The sequence below is a fragment of the Pedomonas sp. V897 genome (assembly GCF_051304405.1).
Lineage (GTDB): Bacteria > Pseudomonadota > Alphaproteobacteria > Sphingomonadales > Sphingomonadaceae > Pedomonas.
In genome coordinates this window covers 1-26,262 of record NZ_JBPPGG010000007.1, presented here as the reverse complement: position 1 = coordinate 26,262, position 26,262 = coordinate 1, and the positions used below count along the sequence as shown (strand labels likewise).

The 26,262-nt window shown below is 66.9% G+C and carries 29 protein-coding genes; 9 read left to right on the top strand and 20 right to left on the bottom strand.

Annotated elements, in window-relative coordinates; genetic code table 11:
* Positions 1-6 precede the first annotated feature (6 nt).
* Positions 7-1,326 carry an aromatic ring-hydroxylating oxygenase subunit alpha gene (locus ACSJJU_RS13830; RefSeq protein ID WP_435916180.1) on the bottom strand — a complete coding sequence of 440 codons (1,320 nt, stop codon included), beginning with the start codon at positions 1,324-1,326 and terminating at the stop codon, positions 7-9.
* Between the two features lie 124 nt (positions 1,327-1,450).
* On the opposite strand from ACSJJU_RS13830, the gene ACSJJU_RS13825 reads away from it, so the two are divergent.
* Together ACSJJU_RS13825 and ACSJJU_RS13820 are read left to right on the top strand one after the other, a co-directional pair.
* Positions 1,451-2,194: a TetR/AcrR family transcriptional regulator gene (locus ACSJJU_RS13825; protein ID WP_435916179.1), complete on the top strand. Its 744-nt coding sequence runs from the start codon at positions 1,451-1,453 to the stop codon at positions 2,192-2,194.
* A gap of 92 nt (positions 2,195-2,286) precedes the next feature.
* Positions 2,287-3,927 carry an AMP-binding protein gene (locus ACSJJU_RS13820; RefSeq protein ID WP_435916178.1) on the top strand — a complete coding sequence of 547 codons (1,641 nt, stop codon included), beginning with the start codon at positions 2,287-2,289 and terminating at the stop codon, positions 3,925-3,927.
* An 80-nt stretch (positions 3,928-4,007) separates the two neighbouring features.
* Here the strand turns inward: ACSJJU_RS13820 and ACSJJU_RS13815 are convergent, their stop codons facing one another.
* Entirely contained in the window at positions 4,008-4,787 is a 780-nt protein-coding gene (locus tag ACSJJU_RS13815) for a ThuA domain-containing protein (RefSeq protein WP_435916177.1), read from the bottom strand.
* A gap of 155 nt (positions 4,788-4,942) precedes the next feature.
* On the opposite strand from ACSJJU_RS13815, the gene ACSJJU_RS13810 reads away from it, so the two are divergent.
* Complete coding sequence (locus ACSJJU_RS13810) at positions 4,943-5,422, top strand: VOC family protein (RefSeq protein WP_435916176.1); 480 nt, start codon at positions 4,943-4,945, stop codon at positions 5,420-5,422.
* 69 nt (positions 5,423-5,491) lie between these two features.
* Here the strand turns inward: ACSJJU_RS13810 and ACSJJU_RS13805 are convergent, their stop codons facing one another.
* The 11 genes from ACSJJU_RS13805 to ACSJJU_RS13755 form a co-directional block, all read right to left on the bottom strand.
* The gene (locus ACSJJU_RS13805) at positions 5,492-6,505 is read right to left on the bottom strand and encodes an NADP-dependent oxidoreductase (protein WP_435916175.1); all 1,014 of its coding nucleotides are present in this window, start codon (positions 6,503-6,505) and stop codon (positions 5,492-5,494) included.
* A 20-nt stretch (positions 6,506-6,525) separates the two neighbouring features.
* Positions 6,526-7,542 (bottom strand): NADP-dependent oxidoreductase, encoded by a 1,017-nt coding sequence (locus tag ACSJJU_RS13800; protein ID WP_435916174.1) that lies wholly within the window; start codon positions 7,540-7,542, stop codon positions 6,526-6,528.
* Positions 7,543-7,546: 4 nt separating this feature from the next.
* On the bottom strand, positions 7,547-8,119 hold the full coding sequence (locus ACSJJU_RS13795; RefSeq protein ID WP_435916173.1) for a nuclear transport factor 2 family protein: 573 nt from the start codon (positions 8,117-8,119) through the stop codon (positions 7,547-7,549).
* A 27-nt stretch (positions 8,120-8,146) separates the two neighbouring features.
* Entirely contained in the window at positions 8,147-8,911 is a 765-nt protein-coding gene (locus ACSJJU_RS13790) for an SDR family NAD(P)-dependent oxidoreductase (RefSeq protein ID WP_435916172.1), read from the bottom strand.
* A gap of 135 nt (positions 8,912-9,046) precedes the next feature.
* Positions 9,047-9,772 carry an SDR family oxidoreductase gene (locus ACSJJU_RS13785; RefSeq protein WP_435916171.1) on the bottom strand — a complete coding sequence of 242 codons (726 nt, stop codon included), beginning with the start codon at positions 9,770-9,772 and terminating at the stop codon, positions 9,047-9,049.
* A 13-nt stretch (positions 9,773-9,785) separates the two neighbouring features.
* Positions 9,786-10,202 (bottom strand): GFA family protein, encoded by a 417-nt coding sequence (locus tag ACSJJU_RS13780; RefSeq protein WP_435916170.1) that lies wholly within the window; start codon positions 10,200-10,202, stop codon positions 9,786-9,788.
* A gap of 46 nt (positions 10,203-10,248) precedes the next feature.
* Entirely contained in the window at positions 10,249-11,589 is a 1,341-nt protein-coding gene (locus ACSJJU_RS13775) for an aromatic ring-hydroxylating oxygenase subunit alpha (protein WP_435916169.1), read from the bottom strand.
* 35 nt (positions 11,590-11,624) lie between these two features.
* Positions 11,625-12,704, bottom strand: a complete 1,080-nt coding sequence (locus ACSJJU_RS13770; protein ID WP_435916168.1) for a nuclear transport factor 2 family protein — start codon at positions 12,702-12,704, stop codon at positions 11,625-11,627.
* 171 nt (positions 12,705-12,875) lie between these two features.
* A complete protein-coding gene (locus tag ACSJJU_RS13765; RefSeq protein WP_435916167.1) occupies positions 12,876-14,303 on the bottom strand; it encodes an aromatic ring-hydroxylating oxygenase subunit alpha in 1,428 nt (475 codons plus the stop codon).
* Positions 14,304-14,322: 19 nt separating this feature from the next.
* Positions 14,323-14,868: a nuclear transport factor 2 family protein gene (locus ACSJJU_RS13760; RefSeq protein ID WP_435916166.1), complete on the bottom strand. Its 546-nt coding sequence runs from the start codon at positions 14,866-14,868 to the stop codon at positions 14,323-14,325.
* Positions 14,869-15,078: 210 nt separating this feature from the next.
* Positions 15,079-15,777 carry a TetR/AcrR family transcriptional regulator gene (locus ACSJJU_RS13755; protein ID WP_435916165.1) on the bottom strand — a complete coding sequence of 233 codons (699 nt, stop codon included), beginning with the start codon at positions 15,775-15,777 and terminating at the stop codon, positions 15,079-15,081.
* A 113-nt stretch (positions 15,778-15,890) separates the two neighbouring features.
* Here ACSJJU_RS13755 and ACSJJU_RS13750 point away from each other — a divergent pair, with 113 nt between their 5' ends.
* Both ACSJJU_RS13750 and ACSJJU_RS13745 read left to right on the top strand, forming a co-directional pair.
* A complete protein-coding gene (locus ACSJJU_RS13750) occupies positions 15,891-16,421 on the top strand; it encodes a VOC family protein (protein WP_435916164.1) in 531 nt (176 codons plus the stop codon).
* A gap of 22 nt (positions 16,422-16,443) precedes the next feature.
* Positions 16,444-16,818, top strand: coding sequence for an EthD domain-containing protein (locus ACSJJU_RS13745; protein ID WP_435916163.1), 375 nt, complete (start codon positions 16,444-16,446; stop codon positions 16,816-16,818).
* Positions 16,819-16,823: 5 nt separating this feature from the next.
* On the opposite strand, the gene ACSJJU_RS13740 is transcribed toward ACSJJU_RS13745, so the two are convergent.
* Positions 16,824-17,642 (bottom strand): SDR family oxidoreductase, encoded by an 819-nt coding sequence (locus ACSJJU_RS13740; RefSeq protein WP_435916162.1) that lies wholly within the window; start codon positions 17,640-17,642, stop codon positions 16,824-16,826.
* A gap of 28 nt (positions 17,643-17,670) precedes the next feature.
* Positions 17,671-18,024: a putative quinol monooxygenase gene (locus ACSJJU_RS13735; RefSeq protein ID WP_435916161.1), complete on the bottom strand. Its 354-nt coding sequence runs from the start codon at positions 18,022-18,024 to the stop codon at positions 17,671-17,673.
* Between the two features lie 209 nt (positions 18,025-18,233).
* On the opposite strand from ACSJJU_RS13735, the gene ACSJJU_RS13730 reads away from it, so the two are divergent.
* Positions 18,234-19,013: an SDR family NAD(P)-dependent oxidoreductase gene (locus tag ACSJJU_RS13730; RefSeq protein ID WP_435916160.1), complete on the top strand. Its 780-nt coding sequence runs from the start codon at positions 18,234-18,236 to the stop codon at positions 19,011-19,013.
* A 56-nt stretch (positions 19,014-19,069) separates the two neighbouring features.
* Here ACSJJU_RS13730 and ACSJJU_RS13725 read toward each other — a convergent pair whose 3' ends face one another.
* Positions 19,070-19,834, bottom strand: a complete 765-nt coding sequence (locus tag ACSJJU_RS13725; protein ID WP_435916159.1) for an SDR family NAD(P)-dependent oxidoreductase — start codon at positions 19,832-19,834, stop codon at positions 19,070-19,072.
* A gap of 211 nt (positions 19,835-20,045) precedes the next feature.
* Between ACSJJU_RS13725 and ACSJJU_RS13720 the strand changes: the two genes are divergently transcribed.
* The 3 genes from ACSJJU_RS13720 to ACSJJU_RS13710 are packed head-to-tail and all read left to right on the top strand — an operon-like array spanning position 20,046 to position 22,398.
* On the top strand, positions 20,046-20,858 hold the full coding sequence (locus ACSJJU_RS13720) for a glucose 1-dehydrogenase (protein ID WP_435916158.1): 813 nt from the start codon (positions 20,046-20,048) through the stop codon (positions 20,856-20,858).
* A 21-nt stretch (positions 20,859-20,879) separates the two neighbouring features.
* Positions 20,880-21,953 carry a phosphotransferase family protein gene (locus tag ACSJJU_RS13715; protein WP_435916157.1) on the top strand — a complete coding sequence of 358 codons (1,074 nt, stop codon included), beginning with the start codon at positions 20,880-20,882 and terminating at the stop codon, positions 21,951-21,953.
* A gap of 34 nt (positions 21,954-21,987) precedes the next feature.
* Entirely contained in the window at positions 21,988-22,398 is a 411-nt protein-coding gene (locus tag ACSJJU_RS13710; RefSeq protein ID WP_435916156.1) for a nuclear transport factor 2 family protein, read from the top strand.
* Positions 22,399-22,491: 93 nt separating this feature from the next.
* Here ACSJJU_RS13710 and ACSJJU_RS13705 read toward each other — a convergent pair whose 3' ends face one another.
* From ACSJJU_RS13705 to ACSJJU_RS13690, 4 genes are read right to left on the bottom strand one after another with little or no spacing between them, the layout of a single operon-like run.
* Positions 22,492-23,361 (bottom strand): 3-hydroxybutyryl-CoA dehydrogenase, encoded by an 870-nt coding sequence (locus ACSJJU_RS13705; RefSeq protein ID WP_435916155.1) that lies wholly within the window; start codon positions 23,359-23,361, stop codon positions 22,492-22,494.
* Between the two features lie 34 nt (positions 23,362-23,395).
* The gene (locus tag ACSJJU_RS13700; RefSeq protein WP_435916237.1) at positions 23,396-24,577 is read right to left on the bottom strand and encodes an acetyl-CoA C-acyltransferase family protein; all 1,182 of its coding nucleotides are present in this window, start codon (positions 24,575-24,577) and stop codon (positions 23,396-23,398) included.
* A 5-nt stretch (positions 24,578-24,582) separates the two neighbouring features.
* A complete protein-coding gene (locus tag ACSJJU_RS13695) occupies positions 24,583-25,515 on the bottom strand; it encodes an electron transfer flavoprotein subunit alpha/FixB family protein (RefSeq protein WP_435916154.1) in 933 nt (310 codons plus the stop codon).
* A complete protein-coding gene (locus ACSJJU_RS13690; RefSeq protein ID WP_435914342.1) occupies positions 25,512-26,261 on the bottom strand; it encodes an electron transfer flavoprotein subunit beta/FixA family protein in 750 nt (249 codons plus the stop codon). The genes ACSJJU_RS13695 and ACSJJU_RS13690 overlap by 4 nt, the downstream gene beginning before the upstream one ends.
* Between the last annotated feature and the right edge of the window lies 1 nt (position 26,262).

Sequence of the window (26,262 nt, the reverse complement as noted above, 5' to 3'; positions counted from 1 at the left end):
CCCCATTCAGAGCGTCACGCGACCTTCCAGCCAGTCGTCCAGCAGCTCGTGGAAGCGTTGGATGCGGCCTTCCTGCCCGGTCAGGACACCCCCCGTATACCCACGCGAATGCAGGCCCTGCTGCTGGGTCTCCGCCACGCTCAGATCCTGGTCCGCCACAAAGCCCAGCGTCGCGTCGCCATGCTTGAAGCGCACCCGCTCCGCCTGCACGAACGGCACGCGGCCGATCGGCACGTCCACCTCGGTCACACCTTCCACCGGGTGCATCAGGAACCAGTGGTCGAAAATGCACTTCTCGGGATCGGTGGGGTGCGGCTCCGTCCGCAGCACCTGATAGCCGTCCGCACTCATGGTGAAGGTGAGGTTCGGGAACAGCGTGTAGTGGTGGTAGTCGGTCAGCTGGTCGTCGCTCAGCTTTTCGTAATGGCGATAGCCGCGCGCGGGGCCCAGCTTGCGCTTCTGGAGCTGCACCGCCCGGCGGATCTCCTTGGTGCGGCCCTCGAAGTCCTTCGGATCCAGATCCCACTGGCGCATCATGTCGTCGAGCGGGGGCAGGATCTTGTCCGCATCCGGCGAGCGGGCCGACGGCTCCATGCCCTTCATCAACATGCGGGCGTGCCCGTTGGGCAGCAGCTCGAAGACGGTGTCGGTGTAGTCGTCGTTGATGAAAGTCGCCAGCTCGGGATGGAGCGTCGGCAGGTGGTACGACTCGTTGAAGTTGTCCCGGATGATCTTCCAGTTACAGTCCACCTCGGCGGTCAGGTACATCACCCGGACCATGTCCTCCATGCCGTAGGGCGCCAGCAGATCCGCCACCGGGCCCAGATAGTCCTGAAGCGACACGCAGTTCGGGTCCATGTTGAACCACACGAAGCCGCCCCAGACGGCGCACGGGATCTCCACCAGCTTCAGCTTGCCGCAGGGATTGCCGCCGGCGAAGTCCTCCGGGTCCTGGGCGGACAGGAGCGTGCCGTCCGGCGCCCAGCGCCAGCCGTGGTAGGAGCAGGTGAGCGTGGGCGCGCCGCCCACTTCCGCCTGCACCAGGCGATTTCCCCGGTGAAGGCAGGCGTTGTAGAACGCCTTCACCGAGCCGTCTTCCTGACGGACCATGATGATCGATTCGCGCCCGAGCGTATGCATCACATAGTCGCCGGTCTCCTCCAGATCGCGCATCATGCCGCCAATGTGCCAGATGCGGGTCCAGAGCCGGTCCCACTCGCGCTGCATGAATTCACGGGACCAGTAGCGCTCCCGCGTGATCGGATCACCGCGCAGTGTCGTCCGCAGGTCAGCGCCATCCAGACGGGAACCAAACTGAGCAGTCATGAGGCTCTCCCCTCCACCCTATGCTTTTTGTACGTTTGTTCAAATCTTCCATTCAGGCTTTCTTTTTGTCAATTTGGATTCGACATTTCGTGTGATGGAACGGCAGCAGCGCAGAGAGGCAGTGATGGCGGAGGTATCCGTTGCGGTCCTGAAAAGGCACCCCAACACGGAGCGCACGCGCACCAGAATTCTTGACGCAGCCGAGGCCCTGTTCGCCGAGCGCGGCTATTACGGGGTTTCGCTGCGGGACATTACGCAGGCGGCGGGCGTGCAGCTCGCGCTGGCGAGCTATCATTTCGGCTCCAAGGAGGACCTGTTCCGCCATGTGATCGCCCGGCGGGCGGATGACCATGCGGCGGGGCTGCAACGGGCGCTGGAGGCGGTGATCCGGGAGGCGGGCGACACGCCGCCGCCGCTTTCGGCGATTCTCCATGCCTTCATTGCGCCGGTGTTCGAGCGGGTGCTGCGCGGCGGCGAGGGATGGGCCAATTACATCCGCCTGCTGGCCCAGGTTTCGAGCGCGCCGCAGAAGGAGAGCTTCGTCGCGCCGATCATCGAGTCCTACGACCCGACAGTGAAGGCCTTCATCGCCCAGATTGCCCGGGCCATGCCGACACTGGATGAGGAGGCGTTGAACTGGGCCTTCTATTTCTACCAGGCCGCGATCGTGCATATCCTCACCCAGGCAGGGCTCGTCGATCGCCAGTCCGGCGGACTGTGCCAATCAACCGACCTCGACCGCATCGCCGCCTTCATGATCCCCTATTTCACCGCAGGGTTCGAACAGCTTGCGGCCCAGAATCGGCAGGCGCAACCCGACCGTCAACCTAACGAAAATGCGGGGCCCCGAAAGCGGCGGAAAGGTTGAATAAGGGAGGCGTGACATTTTCCGGTCCGCCCGGCCGGCCGTGGTTGCGGACGGCCTCGACAAGCGGCCCAACGACAAGGATCGTGAACGTTATGAACTCGCCGACGAACTGGCCGATCCGGCGTGATCCCGAGGCCTGCCGCCGCTATCGCGACCTCGGCGTGTGGCGCGACCGCACCATCGCCGATCTCGCCCGCGAATGGGCAGCCCGCGAACCCGATACGGAGATCTTTCTCGACCAGCCGCAGCCGGTGACCTACGCCTCCCTGCTGGCCGATGCGGAAGCCCTGGCTGTCAGCCTCTGGGACAGGGGCCTGCGCCCGGGCGATGTGGTGAGCTTCCAGGTGCCGAACTGGGTCGAGGCGGCCGTCATCAACGTGGCCGCCGCGCTGCTGGGACTGGTGATCAACCCGATCGTCCACATCTACCGCGGGGCCGAGGTCAAGTTGACCCTGGCGGACTGCCGCAGCCGGGCGATCTTCATTCCGGCCACCTTCCGCAATTTCAACTATGCCGAGATGCTGGAGGAAATCCGCGCCGACCTGCCGGACCTGAAGTCGGTGATCGTGGTGCGGGGCAACGGCGAGGGCGACGCCGCCTACGAGGATCTGGTGGCAGCGGGCCGGGGCCGCAGCATCGACTGGCCGAAGGTGGACCCGCAGTCGGTCAAGATGATCATGTACACCTCCGGCACCACCGGACGGCCGAAGGGCGTGCTGCACGACCACAACAGCATCGCCCGCGCCGTGGCCGCCTGCACGGAGTACTGGGGCATCCAGAAGGGCGACGTGGTGCTGATGCCCTCGCCCGTCACCCACATCAGCGGCTACAGCAACGGCCTTGAACTGCCGTTCCTCTCGGGCACGCGCACCGTGCTCATGGAGCACTGGAACGCGGCCGAGGCGGTGAAGCTGATCAACCACCACCGCATCTCCGGCACGGTGGCCGCCACCCCGTTCCTCCAGGAGCTGGTGGCGACGGCGCGGGCCGAGAACACCCGCCTGCCCAGCATCCGCTTCTTCGCCTGCGGCGGCGCGGCGGTGCCGCCGGAGATCGTGCGCCAGGCCAACGCCCTGTTCGAGAACGGCCGCGCCTTCCGCGTGTATGGCAGCACCGAGACGCCGCTGATCACGCTCGGCTGGGTCGGCCCCGACGTTGCCGAACTGGCGGCCACCACCGACGGGCGCATCATCGACTATGACGTGCTGATCGTGGACGACGCGGGCAATCCGGTGCCGCAGGGCCAGGAAGGCGAGATCATCGCGCGCGGCCCGGCCATGTTCCTCGGCTATGCGGACGACGCCCAGAACGCGGAAGCCTTCACGCCCGATGGCTATTTCCGCACCGGCGACATCGGCCTCATCACGCCCGACGGCGCCGTGCTGATCACCGGACGCAAGAAGGACCTCATCATCCGCGGCGGCGAGAACATCAGCGCCAAGGAAATCGAGGACGCGCTGCACCTGCACCCGGACGTGGAGGAGGCCGCCGTCGTCGCCATGCCGCACGCGCGCCTCGGCGAGGGCATCTGCGCCTACATCATCCCGCGCGTCGGCCGCAGACCGGACATGGCCTCGATCACCGCCCACATGGCAACGACCGGCCTTGCCAAGCAGAAATACCCCGAGCACGTGGAGCTGGTGGACAGCTTCCCGCGCACCGCATCGGGCAAGATCAAGAAGGACATTCTCCGCAAGATGATCGCGGAGAAGATGTACCAGAAGACCGCCTGACAGGCGCTCCGACAGGCAACCGCATGAAAAAGGGCGGCGCGGGAAACACTCCCCGCGCCGCCCTTTTCTTCATCCCGGCCTCAGCCCCGCTTCCCCTGCGAGGCCAGCCAGCAGATCGCGTTGGCGAGCAGGCGGCGGAAGCCCTCGTTTTCGTAGGCGCTGGGGCCGTCCCCGCACTGGAGGTAGACCACCGGGCTGTTGCCCGCCTGGCGCGTCCAGCCGATCAGGTTGCTGCCCGGCGGATGCTCCCAGCCTTCGTTGCTGAACATCTTGCCCCGCACGGCAAGGTCCGCCGCATAGAAGCCGTCACGCTCGAAGCGATGGTCCGAGCGCAGGAGAGGCTGCTTGTCCGCCTCGTCCACCTCGACGAGATACAGCTCGTCCTCGATCCAGAACCCCTCGCCCAGACCGGCGGTGACGGGATGGTCCGCCACCACCCGCACGAAATGGCGCACGCCGTGGCGGTAGCCGCTGCGGCCGTAGTCGAAATGGCCGCCGATGGCCTGCCGGTACTCCGGCCAGGCGGGCCAGCCCGCCAGGGCGTGGTGCAGGAACAGCAGGGGCTTGCCCTGCTCCAGCAGCGCCGCAAACCCCGCCTTGAGGCAGGCGGGCGGCTCCACATGCAGCGGCGGCTCGCCGGGCCGGAACAGGAGGCCCGGCATGTCGTAGAACAGGATCACGTCGAACGGCGCGGCCCGCTCGGGGTCGAGCAGCCCGGCGGCCGCCGGATGCTCCGCCAGCGTCCAGGTCCAGCCCTCCGGCAGCACGGCCTCGATCAGCGCCGCGAACGGCTCGCGCTCGAACGGATGTCCCTTGGTCAGCACCAGCACATTGCCCGGGGCATCGTATCGGATAACCATGTCCGCCTCCCTTCGGGGTCGCCCAATCTATTCGGCAGTCGCCGCAGCAGACGGCCAACCCCGCACAGGCACAACTATCAGATTGGCTGGTTACGGGCGGGTGCGCAGACGCACAGAATGTTCGCGCTCATTCAGCCAAGGGGAGGATCGGCCGCATGATTCGGGGCATTCACCATATCGCTTTGCACACGCCAAACTTTGAACGCATGCTGGCTTTCTACCGTGACGTTCTTGGCTTCACCCTGATTTCCGACATCACCTGGGCGGACAGCGAGGTGATCGACAGCACCATCGGCGTGCCCGGCTCGGCCGCCCGCGCCGCCATGCTGCGGGCCGGAAACTGTCACCTGGAACTGTTTGAATATTCGAGCCCCGCGGCGCGCGGCGGCGAGCCGCTGCGCCCGAACGACCACGGCTACACCCACTTCTGCCTGGACGTGGTGGATATCGACGCCGAATACGAGCGGCTGCGCGCGGCGGGCATGACCTTCTGCCGGGAGCCGGTCAACTTCGGCGAGATCAAGGCCGTCTACGGCAAGGACCCGGACGGCAACATCATCGAAATCCAGGAGACGAGCCCGACCCACGACTCCGACCTGTCGAAGCTGCCGCACGTGAAGCTCGACATCGCCTGAAACCGGTGCGGCCGGCGCGCGGGACGCGCCGGCCTTCCGTCCCCGAGGGACATCTCAGGCCCCGATTTCTCAGGAAATTTCCAGCACCGCCTTGCCGGTGGTCTTGCCCGCCATCAACTCGCAGAACAGGGCGGGCGCGTTCTCCAGCCCATGGCGCTTGTGCTCGGACACCATGAGCGCGCCGGAGCGGATCCACGCCTCCAGCTGGGCCTGCGCCGCCGGGATGGACGCCGCATAGGTTTGCAGCAGGAAGCCCTTCATCTCCAGCTGGCGCGCCACCATTTCCCACAGGTTGAAGATGGGCGGCGGGTTGTCCTGCCGGTTGTAGGCCGCGATCATGCCGCAGGCGATGATGCGCCCGTAGGTCTTCATGTTGATGAGCATGGCGTCCAGCGTGGCGCCGCCCACGTTGTCGAAGTACACATCGACCCCCTCCGGGCAGGCCGCGCGCACCGCCTCGGCCAGATCCGGCACCGCGCGGTAGTTGACAACCGCGTGGTAGCCCAGTTGTTCCGTGGCGAACCGCGCCTTCTCCTCCGAGCCGACCAGCCCGATGACGCGGCAGCCGCGCAGACGCGCCACCTGCCCCGCAACGCCGCCGACAGCGCCGACGGCGGCGCTGATGACCACCGTGTCGCCCTCGCGGATCCGCCCCACGTCATGGAGGCCCACATAGGCCGTCAGCCCCGAGCCGCCGAGCGGCCCGACGTAATAGGACAGCGGCAGGCTGCGGTCGGGATGCAGCTTCTCCAGAAGGATGGTGTTCTCGGTGAGGACCGAATAGTCCTCCCAGTGATTGAGGCCGCGCACGATGTCCCCCGGCTGGAAGCCGGGATGGCGGGATTCGACCACCTCGCCCAGGCTCGGCGCGCGGATCGGCCCGCCGATGGGAATGGGCGGGAAATAGCTTTCCTTGTCGTCCAGCCAGCCGCGAATGGCCGGCTCCATGGAGAAGCAGCGGTTGCGGACCAGAATCTCGCCCTCCGCCAGCACCGGCATGGGCGCCTCGGCGAGCGCGAAGTCCTCCGGCACCGGAATGCCGTTTGGCCGCCGCTTCAGCACGATCTGCCGGTTGACTGTCATGAGCCTTCCCTTCCTCCCCGTTAGAGCCGGACCAGCGTCTTGCCGATATTACCGCCCCGGAACAGCTTGCCATAGGCGGTGAGCAGGTTCTCCAGCCCCTGTGTTTCATCGAACGGCAGGGTGATGCGCCCTGCCTCCAGCCAGCCGCGCATCAGCCGGTTGATCTCCGGGCCGCGGTGCATGAAATCCGGCGAGAAGAAGCCGGTGACCGACAGCCGCTTCATCAGGATCTGGTCGAACCGGGCCGGACCGCGCGGCGCGCCGGTCTCCGCATAGGTGGCGACAAGGCCGCACACCGCGATGCGCCCATAGAGCGCCATGTTGGGCAGCACCGCATCCAGCAGCGGGCCGCCCACGTTGTCGAAATAGACGTCAACGCCATGCGGCAGGGCGGCCAGCGCCGCCTCCACATCCTGCGCCTTGTAGTCGATGGCCTGGTCGAGGCCCAGGTCGTCGGTGAGGACGCGGCACTTCTCCGCCCCGCCCGCAATGCCGATCACGCGGCAGCCCATGTTGCGCGCGATCTGCGCCGCGAGCATCCCCGTTGCTCCCGCCGCCGCCGAGACCAGCACGGTCTCGCCCGGCCGGGCACGCCCGGCCTCGGTGATGCCCACATAGGCGGTCCAGCCGTTCATGCCGAGCACGCCGAGGTGCTGGCGCGCGTCCGCCACCGTCTCGTCAAGTACCGCAAGGCCGCTGGCCTCCGGCCGCACCACGGAAATGTCGGACCACTGGCCGAAGGCGCGCACCAGGCTGCCTTCGGGAACGGCCGGGCTGCGCGAGCCGATGACCCGGCCCAGAACCAGACCGGGCATGGGGGTGCCCAGCGGCACCGGCGGCTGGTAGCCGTCCGTGCGCGGGGTCATCCACATGCGGGTGCCCGCGTCGAGCGAGAGGTATTCGCCGCGAATGGCCACCTCCCCCTCGCCAAGCGAAGGGGTCGCCTCCTCCTCAAGGCGCAGCGCCTCCTCGAAACGGTCCCCTTCCGGGTGACGGATCAGGCGCCAGACGTGCCGCGTCGCCGGGATACTCGCCATGACCTTACGCCTCCGCCGCCGCAGGCGAGCGCCAGCGAGCGGCCACGCTGCGGGAGGGGTCGAGGTCGCCGTGCTGGCCGCGCCAGTTGGCGGGCGCTTCGGACAGGCCGCCGTCCGCCAGCGGCTGGTCCCGCCGCCAGTCGAACAGGCCCGTGCGATGGGCGATCTTCCAGACACCGTTGCGGCGCTCGAAGCGGTCCACATAGCGGCCGCCGGTCACCACCTCATAGGCCTGCCCCGTGCCGGGGAAGGCCAGGTCGGTCGGATAGTCCGCCGGCACCAGATGATAGGCGGTCAGGTAGGTCTCGGTGTGGGCAACGTCGCCGTCGAGCGCCACCAGGATGTTGCTCACCTGATGGTGGGTCACCGCAAGGGGGTCCACCAGCCGGCGGGCCTCCGCCACGAAATGCCGCCAGCCGCCTTCGATGGCAGTGAACTTGTAGGTGGCGTCCTCATGGAAAACCGTTTCCATCAGCCACCAGCGGCGGCGGTCGATCGCGTGGCAATAGCGATGGATGACGTCGGAAATTTCCTGACGCGCTGCCAGCGCGGCGACATCGTAGGCCGATGAGGTCATGCCCGGCTCCCTTGTCGGAAATATCGATTATTGAGCAGTCAGGCCGCCATCCACGGTGAATTCGGCCCCGGTAATGTATTTAGCCTCGTCCGAGCTGAGGAACAGGATCATGTTGGCGATGTCGTCGGGCTCGCCCATGCGCCCCATCGGGATCGACGCGTTCAGGATGTCGTACTGCTCCGGGTTGTCCCGGATGGCGACCTTCTGCATGTCGGTCCAGATCACGCCCGGATGGACGGAATTGCAGCGGATGTTGTCGCGCGCCGCTTCCAGCGCGATCGACTTGGTGAACGCCCGCACGCCCGCCTTGCTCGCCGCATAGGCCGACGCGCCCGGCACGCCCACAAGGCCGGCGATGGACGACAGGTTGGTGATGACACCGCCCTTGCCCTGCGCACGCATCACCTTGAGCGCCGCCGCGCTGCCAAGATAGACGCTGGTGAGGTTGATGCGGATCTGCCGCTCGAAATCCGCCAGCGTCATTGCATCCATCCACTTGAGGATGGCAACGCCCGCGTTGTTGACGAGAATATCCAGCTGGCCGTAGGCCTCGCGGGTGCGGGCGATCACCTGATCCCACTGCGCTTCGTCGGTGACGTCCTGCGCCAGGGCCAGCACGTCGCCGCCCGCCGCGCGCAGCTCCTCGCCCCGCTTCAGAACCTCGGCTTCATTGAGATCCGTGAGGACGACCTTCGCGCCCTCCCGCGCCAGCGCCCGCGCCGTCGCGAAACCCAGACCGCCGTCGGACGCAGCGCCCGTGACAATGGCAACCTTTCCGGAAACCCGGCCCATTCTTCTGTCCTCCCCCTTGCGCCGGTGGGTCCGGCGTCTTCAATGCAATCTCGTTGGATTCCATTTTCGACGCCGGACCAGACCACCGCACCTAGCCTTTGGGCTAGGCCGCGGACAGAACGCCCCGGCCGCTCGTCAGAGCGGGTGGAACTCCCCGTTCCACTTGAAGAACTTGCCGCTGTTCTCCAGCGTCAGGTTGGCGATGACGTTGCGGATGCCGGCAGCGCTTTCATCCGGCGTGATTTCCGCATTCGGGCCGCCCATGTCGGTCTGGACATAGCCGGGGTGGATGTTGGCAACGGCGATGCCCTTGTCCTTCAGGTCGATGGCCAGGATCTGCATGATCCGGTTTCCGGCCGCCTTGGCGCTGCTGTAGACATAGTAGCCGCCATAGGGCCAGGTGGAGGCCGCCAGCTGGCTGCTGACGCTCATGATCTTCGCGCCCTTGGCCTTCTCCAGCGCCGGCAGGAACGCCTTCACCACCCGGAACGGGCCCATGGCCATGATGTTGAACGAGTCCGCCCAGGCGTCGTAATCGATGTTCTGGAGGGTCTGGCGCTCGGGGTCACCGCCAAGCACGCCGGCGTTGTTGATGAGAATATCCACCGGCCCGTCCACCAGCTTCGCCGCCGCCTCGACCGAGGCCGTATCGCCGATGTCGATCGCCCCCACCTTCACCCGGCCGCCGGACTGGGCGGCCAGCTTCTGGAGCGCCTCTGCCTTTTCCGGCGAGCGGCAGAGCGCGAGGACGTTGTCGCCCGCCTCGGCATACTGACGGGTCAGCGCCAGACCAATTCCCCGGTTGGCACCGGTAATCACCACATTCGCCACTGCATCCTCCTCACCGTTGGTTTTCGTCATTGCAGGCTCAAGGTTATTGCCGCTCCCGCAGCTCGACACCTGAAGGAAGTGTCAGCCACGGCTGGGCGCTCGTGACCCAGAAATGGGCGGATGGATTGAGATCGGAGATGTCATCGAACGTGGACGCCTTGAGGAGCACGAGCCCCTTCTCCCGGCTCTGCTCCGACTCCGAATGAATGGGCGAGCCGCAGGTGCAGCAGAACCACCGCACCACCTCCCGGCCGCTCTCGGCCTTGTGCCGGAAGGCGCGCATCGTGCCCGAGAACATCACATCGCCCTGCCGGTAAACCGCCAGCACCGACATGGGCCCGCCGCCCTGCTTCTGGCAGTCGCGGCAGTGGCAGGCGACCGTGCGCAGCGGCTCGCGCGACACCGTATAGCGTACCGCGCCGCACAGGCACCCGCCGCTGCGGACCTGTGTTCCAGACATGCTGTCCAACCCCTGATTTCCTCTTTCCATGGAAAGGGGTCGCGGCCTAGCGGCGCCCTTCCAGATAATCGTTCAGCACCTCGTGGAAGAAGCGCACGCGGGTTTCCTGCGCGGCGAGGTAGCTGTCCTCGTAACCGCGCGACTTCATGCCCCGCTGCTGCCCCTCCGCCAGCATCATGTCCTGATAGACGATCTGGCCCTCGATTTCGGGCACGCCGCGGCCGTCATCGAAGTCGCGCACCTGGAGCTCGGCCTCGCGCAGCGGCTGCACGCCCGCCATGATGGACTCGACCTCGGTCTGGCCCTCCACCGGATAGGCCATGCACCACAGATCGAAGGTGCACTTGTTCGGATCGTCCGGGTGCGGCTCGGTGCGGAAGAAGATCAGGTTGTCCGGCAGGAACGAGAGCGTCACGTTGGGGAAGATGACGGTGTGGGGGCTGTCGGTCAGCTCCTCGTCGTTCATCTTCTCGTAGTGCACATAGCCGCGCTCCTTCCACAGGCGGCGCTTGGCCGCCTTGAGGTCGAGCCAGCCCTGCATGGCCTTGGTCTCGTAGTCCGGATAGGCATCCGGGTCGATGTCCCACTGGCGCAGGATGGCGTCGAACGGATGGGGCACGCCCTCCGGCAGACGGTCGGTGAGCGACGGGCGCATGGGCTGCACCGTGCGGCCGTGGCCGTTGGGGAACATCTCGTGCCGGGCGCTGTCCACGTCCTGATCGATCCACGGCGGCACCTGCGGGTGCGCGGTGCGGGTGTGGTAGGATTCGCTGAAATTGTCGGTGGCGAATTTCCAGTTGGTGTTCAGGTTGATCTTCATCCTGAACACGCACACCGCCGTCTCCATGGGGTAGTTCCTGTAGAGCTCCGGCAGCGGCTCCAGGTATTCCTGCAGCGAGGGGGCGTTGTCGTCCATGGTGTACCAGACGAAGCCGCCCCAGGTGTCGCAGCGCAGCTCGCGCAGCTTCAGCTTGCCGCACGGATTGCCCTGCGGGAAATCCTCCGGATCCTGCGCCGCGCGCAGCACGCCGTCGCGGCCCCACAGCCAGCCGTGGTACGGGCACTTGAAGCCCTGCACCGCGTGGGAGTTGTTCCACACCAGCCGCTGGCCGCGATGGCCGCAGGTGTTGTAGAAGGCCCGGATGGAGCCGTCGTCCTGGCGGACGCAGATGACGGACTCGTGCATGAAGTCATGCACGACATAGTCGCCCGGCTCCTCCATGTCCTTCTCGCGGCCCGCCACATGCCAGATGCGGGTCCACATGCGGTCCCATTCCGCCTCTGCGAACTCCTTCGAGTAGTAGCGGTCGCCCGTGATCTTGTCGCCCCGCAGAATGCCCGGGTCACGCCCGTCCAACGTCAGCGGATGCCGCACCGGCTGGGTCATGTTCCCCTCCTCCCCTCATTGTGTTTGCGGGACCATCACCCCCAGAAACGATAGACCGGGTCTTCCTTTCCAAAGCAGCCCAGATTGGTGAGCCCTTCATAGAAGCCGCCGGACTCGTAGGTGGACGGGCCGGCCGAGGTCCAGTCCAGCACGAAGGTGCGGCTGCTGATCTTCCACACGCCGTTGCGGCGCTCGTAGCTGTCGATGTAGCGGCCGCCGGTGAAGGTCTCCTTGTCGCCGACGGTGGAGGTGGCGATCACATAGCTCTCGCCCACCGCCCGGTCGCCCTTCACCTCGATCCAGACGTTGGCGACGGAGTGGAAGCAGCGCTGGAGATTGGCCTGGACATAGTCGCAGATGCCCTCGGCGAATTCCTTGCCGCTGCCGTTGATCACGCCCGAGACCACCACGGCATCGTCGTGGAAAATGGAGGCCAGCAGCTCCTTGTCCGCCCGGTCCACGCCGCGCGCGTAGGCCATGATCAGTTCCTGAATCGCCTGCTTGGACAGCAGGGCATCAATATCTACGTCGATTTCGTGCGCCGACATGGCCTTCCCTCCCTTATCCGTCATTCTGGCGGCCGCCTGCGTCAGCAGCGCCCGGCCCGCATCGGCCGCGCCATGACCGCCGCGCGGCACAAAGTGCGCCATGGACACCGGCGGGTCCGGCCACTGGGCCGTGCTCGGCCAGTTCATGTTCCAGTCCATCACATAGATGCGGCGGGCGATCCGCCATTCGCCCTCGTGGCGGACGAGATGATCGAGATAGCGTCCGCCGATGAGGCGCTGGGTGTTCCCACCCTCGCCCGGCGTTTCCACATACGCCGTCACGTAGCTCTCGGCGCGGGCGGTGTCGCCCTCCACCCGGATCCACATCTGGTTCGTGCGGTGCAGCGTGCTGGGCAGACCCTTCTGCATCTGCGTGACAAACGCGACGAACTGGGATGCGGGGCGGATGCCGTAGGCTTCCTCGGCCTCCGGGTGATAGGTGGACCCCAGCAGATTGGCGTCGGCGCGGTCAACGCCGCGGCTGTGCATGGCAAGGCAGTTGGCGATGGCCTGCTTGTCCGCCACCTGACGCAAGGCGGCGCGCGTTTCCTGGTCGATCGGACCCATATGGTATCTCCCCTGGCGCCTTGAGGCGCCTCTCCCGCGTTTTCCGGGCTTTCTTATTGGACGATCGTACGAGTGCCTTGCGCGTGAACAAGGGGGCACTCGGGCTTCCTGTCAAAAAGGATAGGCCCGGGTGCCCCCCCTGGAACTGTTCACCGCAAGAGCGGCCCGCGATCAGTCGCGCGCCAGGTACTTGTCGATGACCTGCTCGAAGTGGCGGATGCGCGACTCCTGGTAGTTGCCCAGGGTCTGGCCGCGCTTCTTGCTGGCGCGGAAGCCGCGCTGCTGGTCACGCAGGTTGTCCGTATCCTGGTCGTAGACGTGGCCGAACGCCGGGTCCATGCCGGGCACGGAGGAATAGCTCTCGTGCTCGGCGACGTAGTGCACCTCGGCCGGCTCCGGCCGCTCGCCGTTGTCGGGAACGGGACGCAGGAACAGGATCTCGAACAGCGTGCGGTTCGGATCGGTGCCGATGGGACGGAAGCGGTAGACCATCGGCAGCGAGATGCCCGGGAACAGCACCATGTTCGGGAACAGGTGATATTCGATGGTGTCGATCATCTCTGAGTCGGAGAAGCGCGACAGGTCGGCCTTGTACTTCTCGCCCAGGGCCTTGCGCAGGAAGCGCGCCATCACGATGCGGGCGGTCTCGCCCTCCTTCACCTTCAGCTCCTCCGGGTCCAGCACGGAGCGGTCGCCCACCAGCATGCGGTCCACCAGCTCCTGCTCGGTGAGCGGGTTCTCCAGGTGCGGGCTGTTCACGCCCCCCGCCGCATAGAAGCGGGAGACGTGGTCGTCGAAGATGTCGTACTGCACGTTGGCGTCGCCGACACCGTAGAGCAGCTGCGGGTGCGTCTCCAGCACGTGGTAGGACTCGAGGAAGGCCTCCTGCGCGGTCTTCCAGTTGCACGGCAGCTCCTTGGCCATGTGCAGCTCGACAAAGCGCTTGTCGAGATCCCAGTTGGCGAAGTGCTCGGGGATGACGCCCAGATATTCCTCAAGGCTCGGGCCTTCCTCCGACGGGTTGATGAAGATGAAGCCGCCCCAGCGGCCCACCCGCACCTCCGGCAGGCTGAACTCGGACGACTTCACGTGGGTGAAGTCCCACGGGCACGGAATGTGCTTGAGGCCGCCGTCGATATCCCAGCTCCAGCCGTGATAGCGGCAGCGCAGCTCCTTGGCCGAGCCGCAGCCCTCGGACGAGCGCAGCTTGGTGCCGCGATGGAGACAGGCGTTCCAGAAGCCCTTCACGCTCATGTCTTCCTGCCGCACGACGATGAACGACAGGTGGCCCACCTCGTAGACGTAGTAGTCACCGGGGTTGGGAATATGCTCCTCGCGGCAGACCCACTGCCACACGCGCTTCCAGATCTTCTCGATCTCCGCGTCGAAGAAGGCCTGGTCGTAGTAGCGCTCGTAGCCGATGTCCTCGCTGCCGAGGAACTTGTAACTTTCGTGCGCCAGCACCGGCGGCGCCTTCTTGGCATCGTTCTTGATGATTTCCTGCACGCTGGGGGCAGGGCAGCGCATCTCGCCCAGCGGCGTGGAGTCAGCGCCGGGAACCTCCTCGGGCAAACGCGGCGCAAAAGACTGGTCGGTCATTCGTTTCTCTCCTCCCTGCTCAACGCTGGCCCGCCTCGGGCGGCCAGTTGCGCGTAACGCTGAAATCCTCATTGCGGCGCCCGCCCAGATGGAGCGCCGTCTGTTCACGCAGAAAACTGTCGGAAGCCGGATCGGTGCGCGCCCAGTCGACGATCTCGCGGCGGCGGGCGATCTTCCACACCCCGTCGCGCTTCTCGTAGCGGTCGACGTAGCGGCCGGCGACGATCAGATCCTTGTCCTCGCCGTTCTCGACGATGCGGTGATAGGCGATGAAATAGACCTCGCCGTCGGCCACGTCGCCCTGCACGTCGATGTGCACCTGCCCGATGAGATGGTGGCTCGACTTCAGCTCGCCCAGGAACCCCTGCGCGAATTCCACGAAGCCGTCGGCGCTGCCGGCATAGAGGCCGCAGTCCACATAGGCATCGTCGTGAAAGGCGCTGCGATGCAGCTCGGGCAGCAGGCGGTCCTGGCCGCGCATGTAGACGCAGGCCACGTTGTAGATGTCGCGGCGCGCCGCGAGATCGCGCACCTCCGCTTCCAGGTCGAAGGGCTTGTCACTCATACCGCTCTCTCCCCCGGGCCGGGGGTATGGTCCGGCCCGATCCCTCTGCGCCTCTGTGGGCGCATTATTATTGTACAAATGTACAATTAGGGCTGAGGGGGCTCAAGCGCCCGTGCGACGACCTGACAGAAAGGATAGGGTGATCCGCGCCGCAAGAACAGGGGCATTCCGCTCCGCGTTCGCGCCCGGCGATTTCAGTGCCCGGCGAACTCAGTGCCCGGCGATGGCGTGGAGGCCGCCCGCGAAGAACGGCACCAGGTCATCGACGATCCGGTCGATCGCCGCCGCGCGGTGATGCCCGCCGGACAGCTCATCGAGGAAGCCCGGGTCCTGCACCATGAAGATGAGCGAGGCCTCCATGGCGTAAAGGGCGGCGTGGAAGCGCCGCTCGTTCATGTGCGGATAGACGGAGCGCAGCTTGTCGACGAACAGCTCGGTGATGGGGTGAAGGCTGGTGAGCGGGTCGTGCAGCTCCGGCTCGTTGTAGGCCGTCATGAAGCGGGAGGTCAGCCGCACATAGTTGCGCAGGCCCTCGTCCGCCCCGACGCAGATTTCGAGGAACGCCGCCAGAAACGCCCGGATCACCCCCGCCCCGGCCTCGTGCGGGTTGCCGCCAGGCCCGACCGCGCGCAGGCTGGCGGCCACCCGCTCCTGCAACACGTCGCGCCGGCGCAGCACCACCTGGCGGAACAGCTCGGCCTTGGTGGGGAAGTAGTAGTTGAGCAGCCCGATGCCCGCCCGGGCGTCCTGCGCCACGTCGCGCAGGGAGGTGCCATGGTAGCCGCGCTCGGCGAAGATCCGCTCCGCCGCGTCCAGAATGGCCTCGCGCTTGGCCTCGCCCTTGGGCCGGTGCGTCCTGACGACGCCGTTCGCACACTTGCCCGCTGCCGACACGTTGGTCGCCGTCACCCTGTCCTCCGACGCCTTTCGATGGCCAAAGCCTGCAACAAAGGCCAGTAATCAACCCGGCACCGCCGGGGCATCATCGCCGCACCACCACGGATTGCGGAGACACCGTTCTAATGCTTCTGGGCCAGCCGATAAGACAGATCGCCTACTTCGTCAACGACGTGCGGGACGCGGCGCGCCGCCACTCCGCCCTCTACGGCTCCGGCCCCTATTTCGTTGCCGAAAACATCCCGCTGCGCTCCTGCCTGCATCGCGGCCAGCCGGCCCACCTCGACCACACCTCCGCCTACGGCCAGTGGGGCGAGCTGATGATCGAGTTCGTGCAGCAGAACAACCCGGGCCCTTCCGCCTTCCGCGACATGTACCCCGAGGGGTCGGCGGGCGGCGTCCACCACGTCGCCCTCATCATCGATGATCTGGAGGCGAGCATCCGGGCTTTCAACCAGCAGGGGTTCGAGACCGCCCTCTATGCCGAGATGAATTCGGGCTTCGCCTTCGCCATGATGGACACGGTCGCCGTCTACGGCCACATGGTCGAGCTGTACATGCCCGCCCCCGAACTCACCGGCTTCTACGACTTCGTCAAGGACGCGGCCCGCACGTTCGACGGCCGCGACCCGGTGCGATCGATCCGGTTCGACTGAACGGGAAACGGAAGAGACACCCATGTACAAACTCATCGGACTGCTCAAGCGCCGCCCCGGCATGTCCCGGGAGGACTTCATCCGCTATTACGAGACCAACCACCGGCGCATCGGCGAGAAGTACCTCTCCGGTTACGCCGTCCGCTACATGCGGCGCTTCCTCGACCCGCTGCCCAATCCGCTCGACGGCAGCCGGAGCGAGCCGGAATTCGACGTGATCATGGAAATCTGGTTTCCCGATCAGGCCACCTGCGAGGCGGCCCTCGGGCGCATGACCGACCCGGCGATCACCGCGGAAATCGCCGAGGACGAGGAGCAGCTCTTCGACCGCGCCCGCAACCGGTTCTTCACCGTCGAGGAGTACGTCTCCGAGCTGCCGCCTCCGGCAGGTAATTAACCGCCTTACGCGCCCTGGCCGCCGCCCTGACCGCTCTGGGCGGCGGAGTGGCGGGCAATGCTCTCGGCGATTTCCTCGCGGGTGGGGTTGCGGCGCAGCGTCAGGCCGCCGTTCACCTGGAGGTTCTCGCCGGTCATGAAGCACTCGTCCGAGGCGAGGAACACGGCCGCCGCCGCGATGTCCTCCGACGTGCCGATGCGGCCCAGCGGATAGCCGGGCAGGAACGCCTCGACGAGGCCCGGCATGGCCACATGCTCATGGGTCATGGGCGTGACGGTGAGGCCCGGCGAAATGGAGTTGGCGCGGATGCCCCGGCTGCCGAACTCGTGCGCCACCACACGGACCAGATGGTCCGCGCCCGCCTTGGCGCCCATGTAGGCGGCGTGGTCGTTCAGCATGATCTTGGCCGTGGCGGAGCTGATCTGGATGATCGAGCCGCCCCGGTCCATCGCCTCGATCAGCGCCTGGAAGAACATGAACGGCCCCTTGAACTGGAGCGCGCTCATCTGGTCGAACTCCTCCTCGGTGGTCTCGAGGAAGGGCTTGAGCAGGCCCCAGCCGGTGGCGTTGATGCCGACATCCAGGTAGCCCAGCTTTTCCTTGGCGAACGCCACCGCGCCGAACACCTCGTCGCGCCTGGTGATGTCGCACCGGACCGCGTGGCCGCCGATCTCCCGGGCGAAGCGCTCCAGCTCGTCCATCTTGCGGCCGCCCACGACCACGCGCGCGCCTTCCTTGACGAAGCGGCGCGCGATCACCTGCGCCATGTTGTCCCGGTTCGCCGCGCCCAGAATGAGCGCGCCCTTGCCTGCCAATCGCGTCATGCTTTCTTTTCCTCCCCTCGCCGCCTGTTCAGGCGCGCTTTTCCGTAAAGAAATCGGCGCGCGGCACGCCGGCTTCATCATAGACCGGCTCGATGAGATCGACGCGGTACTTCTTCACGTCGAACCCGAGAATGCCGACGGCCCGCAGATGGCCGCCCATGTCCGCATAGGAAGCGGCGGAGAAGTGCCCGGCCAGCGCCGCCTCGTTCTCCCACTCCTCGAACACGTGCACCCGGCCCGGCTTCAGCGGATCAATGGCCCAGGTGTAGGCAACGCAGCCGGGCTCGGCGAGCGCGGCATCGATATACGGCTTGGCGTCGCGGATCATCTGCTCGGCCCGGTTCGGGTCAAAATCCAGATAACCGGCAATCACAATCGGCATGAGCTCCCCCCCTTGGCCCTTTTTGTTCAGTCAGGCAGGCTACCGGTCGCCCGCCCCCCGATCATCCTAGCAAAAAGGCGGGCTTTTCCCGGTCCGCCCGGTGCGGTTCGCTCCCCTGGGGCCAGCCCCGCCGCACGGCGAGCGGGAGCAGACAACACACACTGGCTCCAGACGGAACCCTGGTTCCACATATGGGGGGGGAACAAGACATGGATCTGGATCTTGCCGGTACGGTTGCGTTGGTAACAGGTGCGGCGGGCAACATCGGCGTTGCCACATGCAAGGCCTTGCAGCGCGAGGGGGTGACGGTCATCGCCTCCGACCTCGGCGCCCGGCCCGACGGCATTCCCGCCGCCGAATGGCTGACCCTGGACGTGACCAGCGAGGAGTCCTGGTCGGCGGCGATCGAGCAGATCCGCGCCCGCCACGGACGGCTCGACATTCTGGTCAACAACGCCGGCATCGCGCCCATGAGCAAGCTGGAGGACATGTCGCTTGCGGACTGGCGGCAGTGCCAGTCCATCAATGTGGACGGCGTGTTTCTCGGCATGAAGGCGGCCCTTCCGCTCCTGCGCGACAGCGCCGGGAAGCGGCGCAGCGGGGCGGCGATCATCAACCTCGCCTCGGGCGCGGCGGACCACCCGGCCGCCTACAGCTCCGCCTACTGCACCAGCAAGGCGGCGGTGCGCATGCTGACCCGCAACGCCGCCATCGAGTTCTCGGCGCTGGGGTACAAGATCCGCGTCAACTCGGTGCACCCGGGGGCGGTTGAGTCCAACATGATGGACAGCATCCTCAAGCGCTATTCGGAAATCACCGGCGGCACCCCGGTCGAGGAGCTGTACCAGGGCGTGCTGCGCAGCCACCCGATGGGCCGGTTCGTCACGCCCGACGAGGTGGCGGACGCCATCGTGTTCCTCGCCTCCGACGCCGCCCGCTACGTGCACGGCGACGCGCTGCACGTGGACGGCGGCCACGCCGCCGTCTGAGCGACCGGACAGCCGGGGCGGCCGCTGCCTTCAGGCCCGCCCCGGCGTGCCCCGGATCACAGATGCATACCGCCGCTGGCGCGGATGCGCTCGCCGGTGATCCAGCCCGCCGCGGGCGACGCCAGGAACGCCACCACGTCGGCGATGTCCTGCGCCTGCCCCACCCGGCCCAGCGCCGCCTGCGCCGCCAGCGACTGCATGAACACCTCGTCCTCGGTCAGGTCGCCCAGGAAATCGGTGAGCGTCGCGCCGGGGGCCACCGCATTGACGGTGATGCCCCGCCGCCCCAGCTCCGCCGCCAGCGAACGGGTGATGGAATCGATCGCCGCCTTGCTCGCCGCGTAGGCGATGAAGCCCGGATAGGCATTGTGGCTGACCATCGAGGACAGGTTGATGATGCGCCCGCCGTCCCGGAACCGGGGCAGCGCGTTCTGCATGACGAAAAACGGCGCGCGCACATTGACGGCGAACACCTCGTCGAAGCTCTCCGGGTCGGTGGCCTCGATGTTGCCGACAAGGCCGATGCCCGCGTTGTTCACCAGCACATCGAGGCCGACGGCATTGCGCAGCGCCAGCTCCTCGTCCAGGCGGAAGAACAGCTCCTCGATCTCGTCGATGTTGCGCAGGTCGGCGCCCAGCGCGAAGGCGCGCCCCCCCGCCGCCTCGATTTCCTCGACCACGTCCCGGGCGGCATCGCGCCGCCGGCCGTAATGGACGCACACCAGCGCGCCGGCCTCGGCCAGCTTCAAGGCAATGGCGCGGCCGATGCCGCGCGAGCCGCCCGTGACCAGCGCCGTTGTGTTGCTGAGGGCCCCAGACATGCGTGTTTCTCCCGACTGCCCAGGCTCCGCCGCTGAACCGCGGCGTGTTGCCATGGCTTCTCGTTCCCAGGCGTCGCCCTGACTTGACTATCCCCGGAGTTTGCATGGCTTGCCGGACCTGCCACCTCTCCTAATTGCCAGTACGCGGGGACCACGGAGGGGGGCTTAGATGACATGGGGGAAGAGAATGCCAAAAATCGAGGGGCGACCCGTGACAGCAACAGGAAAACTCGGCGGTAGGGTTGCGTTGGTAACCGGCGCGCTGCGGGGCATCGGCCTTGCCTGCGCCGAACGTTTCATTGCGGAAGACGCGGCGGTGATCCTGACGGACCGCGATCGTCCCGATGACCCGCTGGTGCAGGCGACGCTGGAGCGGCTCGGGCCGACCGCCAGCTACCTGAAGCTGGACGTGACGCTGGAGGAGGACTGGGCCGCCGCGCAGGAGGCCGTCGCCACCCGCCTCGGCCGGCTCGACATTCTGGTCAACAACGCCGGTACCGACATGGTGGGGCCGGTCGACACCCTCTCGCTTGCCGACTGGCGCCGGCTGATGAGCATCAACGTGGACGGCGTGTTCCTGGGCGTGCGCACCTTCACCGGGCTGCTCGCCGAGGGCGGCAAGACGACGCCCGCCGGCTCCAGCATCGTCAACGTCTCCTCCATCATGGGCCTTGTGGGCTATGCCGAAACCTCGGCCTACAACGCCAGCAAGGGCGCCGTGCGGCTGTTCACCAAGGCGGTCGCGATCGAGTTCGCCCAGGCGCGCAAGCCCATCCGGGTCAACTCCGTCCACCCCGGCTTCGTGCGCACGCCCCTGCTCGACGCGGGCATGCAGCGCTGGGCCAACGAGGGCAAGGCGGAGAGCGCCCAGGCCCTGATCGACGCGCTCGACCAGGCCACCCCCATCGGGCGCATCGCCCGACCCGAGGAAATCGCCGCCGCCATCTTCTTCCTCGCCAGCGACGACGCCAGCTACATCACCGGCAGCGAGCTGGTGGTGGATGGCGGATGGACGGCACAGTAAATTCAGAGTTGTGGAACAGTCATGAGTGACCGCCAGACCAAATTCTCCGGTTCAGGGGCCGTACGCAGCGGCTACCAGTTCGACGAGGCGCGCCTCGCCGCCTGGATGCAGGAGAACGTCGAGGACTTCGACGGCCCGCTGACCGTCGAGCAGTTCAAGGGCGGCCAGTCCAACCCCACCTACAAGCTGATCACGCCCCGCCAGCGCTATGTGCTGCGCCGCAAGCCGCCGGGGCCGATCCTCAAGGGCGCCCACGCGGTGGACCGGGAATACCGGGTCATCTCCGCCCTGCACCGCGCCGGGTTCCCCGTCGCCCGCCCGTTCGGCCTGTGCGAGGACGACAGCGTCATCGGCACCAGCTTCTACGTGATGGAAATGGTGGACGGCCGGGTGTTCTGGGAGACCGACTTCCCCGAAGTGCCGGTGGGCGAGCGCCGCGCCTATTTCGACGCCATGAACGAGACCATGGCGCGGCTGCACACGCTGGACCCGGAGGCGCTGGGCCTTGGCGACTTCGGCAAGCCGGGCAACTACTTCGCCCGCCAGATCAGCCGCTGGTCACGCCAGTATCAGGAGGACACGGAAGCGGGCCGGGTTGCCGACATGGACCGGCTGGTGGAGTGGCTGCCGGCGCACATCCCGCCCGGCGACGAGGTCTCCGTCGTCCACGGCGACTTCCGCTGCGACAACATGATCTTCCATCCCACCGAGCCGCGCGTGCTGGCGGTGCTGGACTGGGAGCTGTCCACCCTCGGCCATCCGCTGGCCGACTTCACCTACCACCTGATGATGTACCACATGCCGCCGGGCATCACCGTCGGCCTCCTGGGACAGGACGTGGCGGCCCTCGGCCTGCCCTCCGAGGAGGAGTATGTGGCCGCCTACTGCCGCCGCACCGGCCGGCCGGAGCGCATCGAGAAGCTCAGCTTCTACCTCGCCTACAACCTGTTCCGCATGGCCGCGATCCTGCATGGCATCCGGGGACGGGTGGCCCGGGGCAATGCCGCCTCCGAGCACGCCCGCCAGATTTCAGCCCACGTGGAGACCGTTGCCGCACTCGCCTGGGAGCACGCCCGGCGCGCGGAGTCCGAATAGACCGACCGGAACCACTGACACCAAGGAGACGACAATGGTTTGGACTGGACCGCTGGAAGACCGCATCCTCATCCGCGAGCTGCTCGACAGCTATGCCGACGCTGTCAGCCAGCGCGACGCGGAGGCGTGGGGCGCCACCTGGGCCGAAGACAGCGTGTGGAGCCTGCCCGTCGTCGAGGGCATGTCCGAAATCCGCGGCAAGGCCAACATCGTCGCCGCCTGGAAGCAGGCGATGGAGCTGTTCCCGTTCGTGCAGATGATCGCCGTGCCGGGCAGCATCGATATCCAGGGCGACCGCGCCTACATGCGCTCCTACACCGCCGAGGTGGCGGTCCGCGACGGCAAGGAAATCCGCCCGCGCGGCCAGTATGACGACGTGTGCGTGAAGCAGAACGGCAAGTGGCTGTTCGAGAAGCGCGTGTTCACGGTGCTCTACGGCGAATAAGGCCTGGCCCGACATTCCGCCAAAAAGAAAACCGGGGCAGGATCGCCGATCCTGCCCCGGCTTTTTTTCATGCCGGAAGAGCGCCGGTTCCGCTCAGCGCGTCGGAACCGGAGTCTCGCCCGAGTAGTCGTAGAAGCCGCGGCCCGACTTGCGGCCGTACCAGCCCGCTTCCACGTACTTCACCAGCAGCGGCGCCGGGCGGTACTTCGGATCGCCGAAGGACTCGTGCATGATCCGCATCACCGACAGCAGGGTGTCGAGGCCGACGAAATCGGCCAGGGTCAGCGGACCCATCGGGTGGTTGGCGCCCAGCATCATGCCCCGGTCGATGTCCTCCACCGAGCCGACGCCGTCCTGAAGCGCGAAGATCGCCTCGTTGATCATCGGGCACAGGATGCGGTTGACGACGAAGCACGGGCTGTCCTGCGCTTCCACCAGCTCCTTGCCGATGGCGCGGCCCCAGCCGCGCACCGCCTCGGTGGTGGCATCGGAGGTGGCAAGGCCCCGGATGATCTCCAGCAGCTTCATCACCGGCACCGGGTTGAAGAAGTGGGTGCCGACGAAGCGGTCCGGCCGGTCGGTGGCAGCGGCCAGACGGGTGATCGGAATCGAGGAGGTGTTGGTGGCGAGAATGGTCTCCGGCCGCAGCTTCGGGCAGAGATCGGCGAAGATCTGCTTCTTCACCGCCTCGTTCTCGGTCGCCGCCTCCACCACCAGGTCGGCCTCGGCAAAGCGTGCCGTGTCGGTGGTGAGGGTGATGCGATTGAGCGTTGCCTCCACGTCGGCGGCGCTCACCACGCCCTTGGCCTGCTGACGGGCCAGGTTCTTGGCGATGTTCGCCTTGCCCGCCTCCGCCCGATCCAGGCTCACGTCCGAGAGGATCACGTCATATCCTGCCAGGGCCGAGACGTGGGCAATGCCGTTGCCCATCAGTCCCGCGCCGATCACACCCACTGTTTTCATGCTTGTTTTCCCCAATCGCTGAAATTGCGCGAGCCTACATCCGCTCGACGATCATGGCGATACCCTGACCGCCGCCGATGCACATGGTGATGAGGCCATAGCGGCCGCCCGTGCGCTTGAGCTCGTACATGGTCTTGACGGTGAGGATCGCACCGGTCGCGCCCACCGGATGGCCGAGCGAGATGCCGCTGCCGTTGGGGTTGGTCCGCTCCGGATCGAAGCCCAGCTCCTTGGCCACCGCGCAGGCCTGGGCGGCGAAGGCCTCGTTGCTCTCGATCACGTCGATGTCCGACAGCTTGATCCCGGCCCGCTCCAGCGCCACCGGCACCGCCTTGATCGGCCCCAGGCCCATCACCTCCGGGTCGACGCCCGCATGGCCCCAAGAGACGATGCGCGCCAGCGGCTTGGCGCCCCGCGCTTCGGCGGCCGCGCGCGACATCAGCACCACGGCGGCCGCGCCGTCGTTGATGCCCGAGGCGTTGCCCGGGGTCACCGTGCCGCCGTCCCGCTTGAAGGCGGGCTTCAGCTTGGCCAGGTCCTCAAGGTTGGCGTCGGCGCGCACATGCTCGTCGGTGTCGAACACCACCGTGCCCTTGCGGGTCTTGATCTCGACGGGGACGATCTGCTCCTTGAACCGGCCCTCGGCGATGGCCCGGGCGGCGCGGCGGTGGCTCTCCACCGCCAGCTCGTCCTGCGCCGCGCGGGAGATGCCATGGCGCTCCGCCACGTTCTCGGCGGTGATGCCCATGTGGCCATGGCCGAACGGATCGGTCAGCACGCCGATCAGCGCGTCGATCATGGTCGCATCGCCCATGCGCTGGCCCCAGCGGGCGGACGGCACCACATAGGGCGAGCGGCTCATGCTCTCCGCACCGCCCGCCACCGCCACGGCGCACTCGCCGAGCGTGATGGTCTGGGCGGCCGAGATGATGGCCTGAAGGCCCGAGCCGCACAGGCGGTTCAGCGTCAGCGCCGGAGTGGCGGACGGAATCCCCGCATTGATGGCAGCGACGCGGGAGAGGTACATGTCCTTCGGCTCGCTCTGGATCACCTGGCCCATGACCACGTGGCCCACCTCGCGGCCCTCGACCCCGGCGCGGCGCAGGGCCTCGGCGATGACGATCCGGCCCAGCTCGGCCGGGGCCAGATCCTTCAGCGAGCCGCCGAAATCGCCGATGGCGGTCCGGGTGCCCGAGACAATCACGACATCCTGCAACATGTTCAAATCCTTTCCACCATCTCCGGCACGGCCTGGAAGAGGTCGGCGACGAGGCCGAAATCGGCCACCTGGAAGATGGGGGCCTCCTCATCCTTGTTGATGGCGACGATGATCTTGGAGTCCTTCATGCCCGCCAGGTGCTGGATGGCGCCGGAGATGCCGACGGCCACATAGAGCTCCGGCGCGACGATCTTGCCGGTCTGGCCCACCTGGTAGTCGTTGGGCATGTAGCCCGCATCGACCGCCGCGCGCGAGGCGCCGATGGCCGCGCCCAGCTTGTCCGCCAGCGGCTCGATCACCGTCTTGAACGCCTCGGCCGAACCCAGCGCCCGGCCGCCCGAGACCACGATCTTGGCCGAGGTCAGCTCCGGCCGGTCCGACTTGGACAGCTCCGAGCCCACAAAGCGCGACAGGCCCGCGTCGCCCTTGCCCGCAACCGTCTCGACCGCCGCCGCGCCGCCCGTCGCCGCCGCCTTGGCAAAGGCGGTGGTGCGCACGGTGATCACCTTCTTCGCGTCCGCCGACTGCACGGTGGCAATGGCGTTGCCCGCGTAGATCGGCCGCTGGAACGTGTCCGGCCCGTCCACCGAGATGATGTCCGACACCTGCGCCACATCCAGCAGCGCCGCCACCCGCGGCGTCACGTTCTTGCCGAACGAGGTGGCCGGGGCCACCAGCGCGTCATAGCCCGCCATCAGCTCCACGATCAGCGGCGCCAGGTTCTCCGGCAGGCCGTTGGCATAGGCCGCGTCATCCGCCAGCAGCACCCTGGCAACGCCCGCAACCGACGCCGCCGCATCCGCCGCGCCGCGCGCACCCGCGCCCGCCACCAGCACGTGGACCTCGCCGCCCAGCGCGCCCGCAGCCGTCACCGCCGCAAGGGTCGCGTCCTTCAGGGAATTGTTGTCGTGTTCCGCCAGAACCAGGACGCTCATGCAATCGCTCCCACTTCCTTGAGCTTGCCGATCAGCTCGTCAACGCTTTGAACCTTGATGCCCGCCTGACGCTTCGCCGGCTCGGAAACCTTCAGCGTCTTCAGACGCGGCGTCACATCCACCCCATAGTCCGCCGGCGTCTTCTCCGCGATCGGCTTGGACTTGGCCTTCATGATGTTGGGCAGCGACGCATAGCGCGGCTCGTTCAGACGCAGGTCCGTCGTCACCACCGCCGGAAGCTTCAAGGCCACCGTCTCCAGGCCGCCGTCCACCTCGCGCGTGACCGAAACCTCGCCCGAGCCCGGCTCCACCTTCGAGGCAAAGGTGCCCTGCGCCCAGCCCAGAAGCGCCGCCAGCATCTGGCCCGTCTGGTTGCTGTCGTCGTCAATCGCCTGCTTGCCCATGATCACAAGCTGCGGCTGCTCCTCGCCCACGATCTTCGCAAGCAGCTTGGCCACGCCCAGCGGCTCCGGCGACACTTCCGTCTTCACCAGAATGCCCCGGTCCGCCCCCATCGCCAGCGCCGTGCGCAGCGTCTCCGTCGCCTTGGCCTCGCCAACCGAGACCACGACAACCTCCGTCGCCACGCCCTTCTCCTTCAGACGAACCGCCTCCTCGACCGCAATCTCGTCGAAGGGGTTCATGCTCATCTTCACATTGGCAAGCTCAACGCCAGTCCCGTCCGGCTTCACCCGAACCTTCACGTTCGCATCAACCACCCGCTTCACGGGCACAAGAACCTTCATT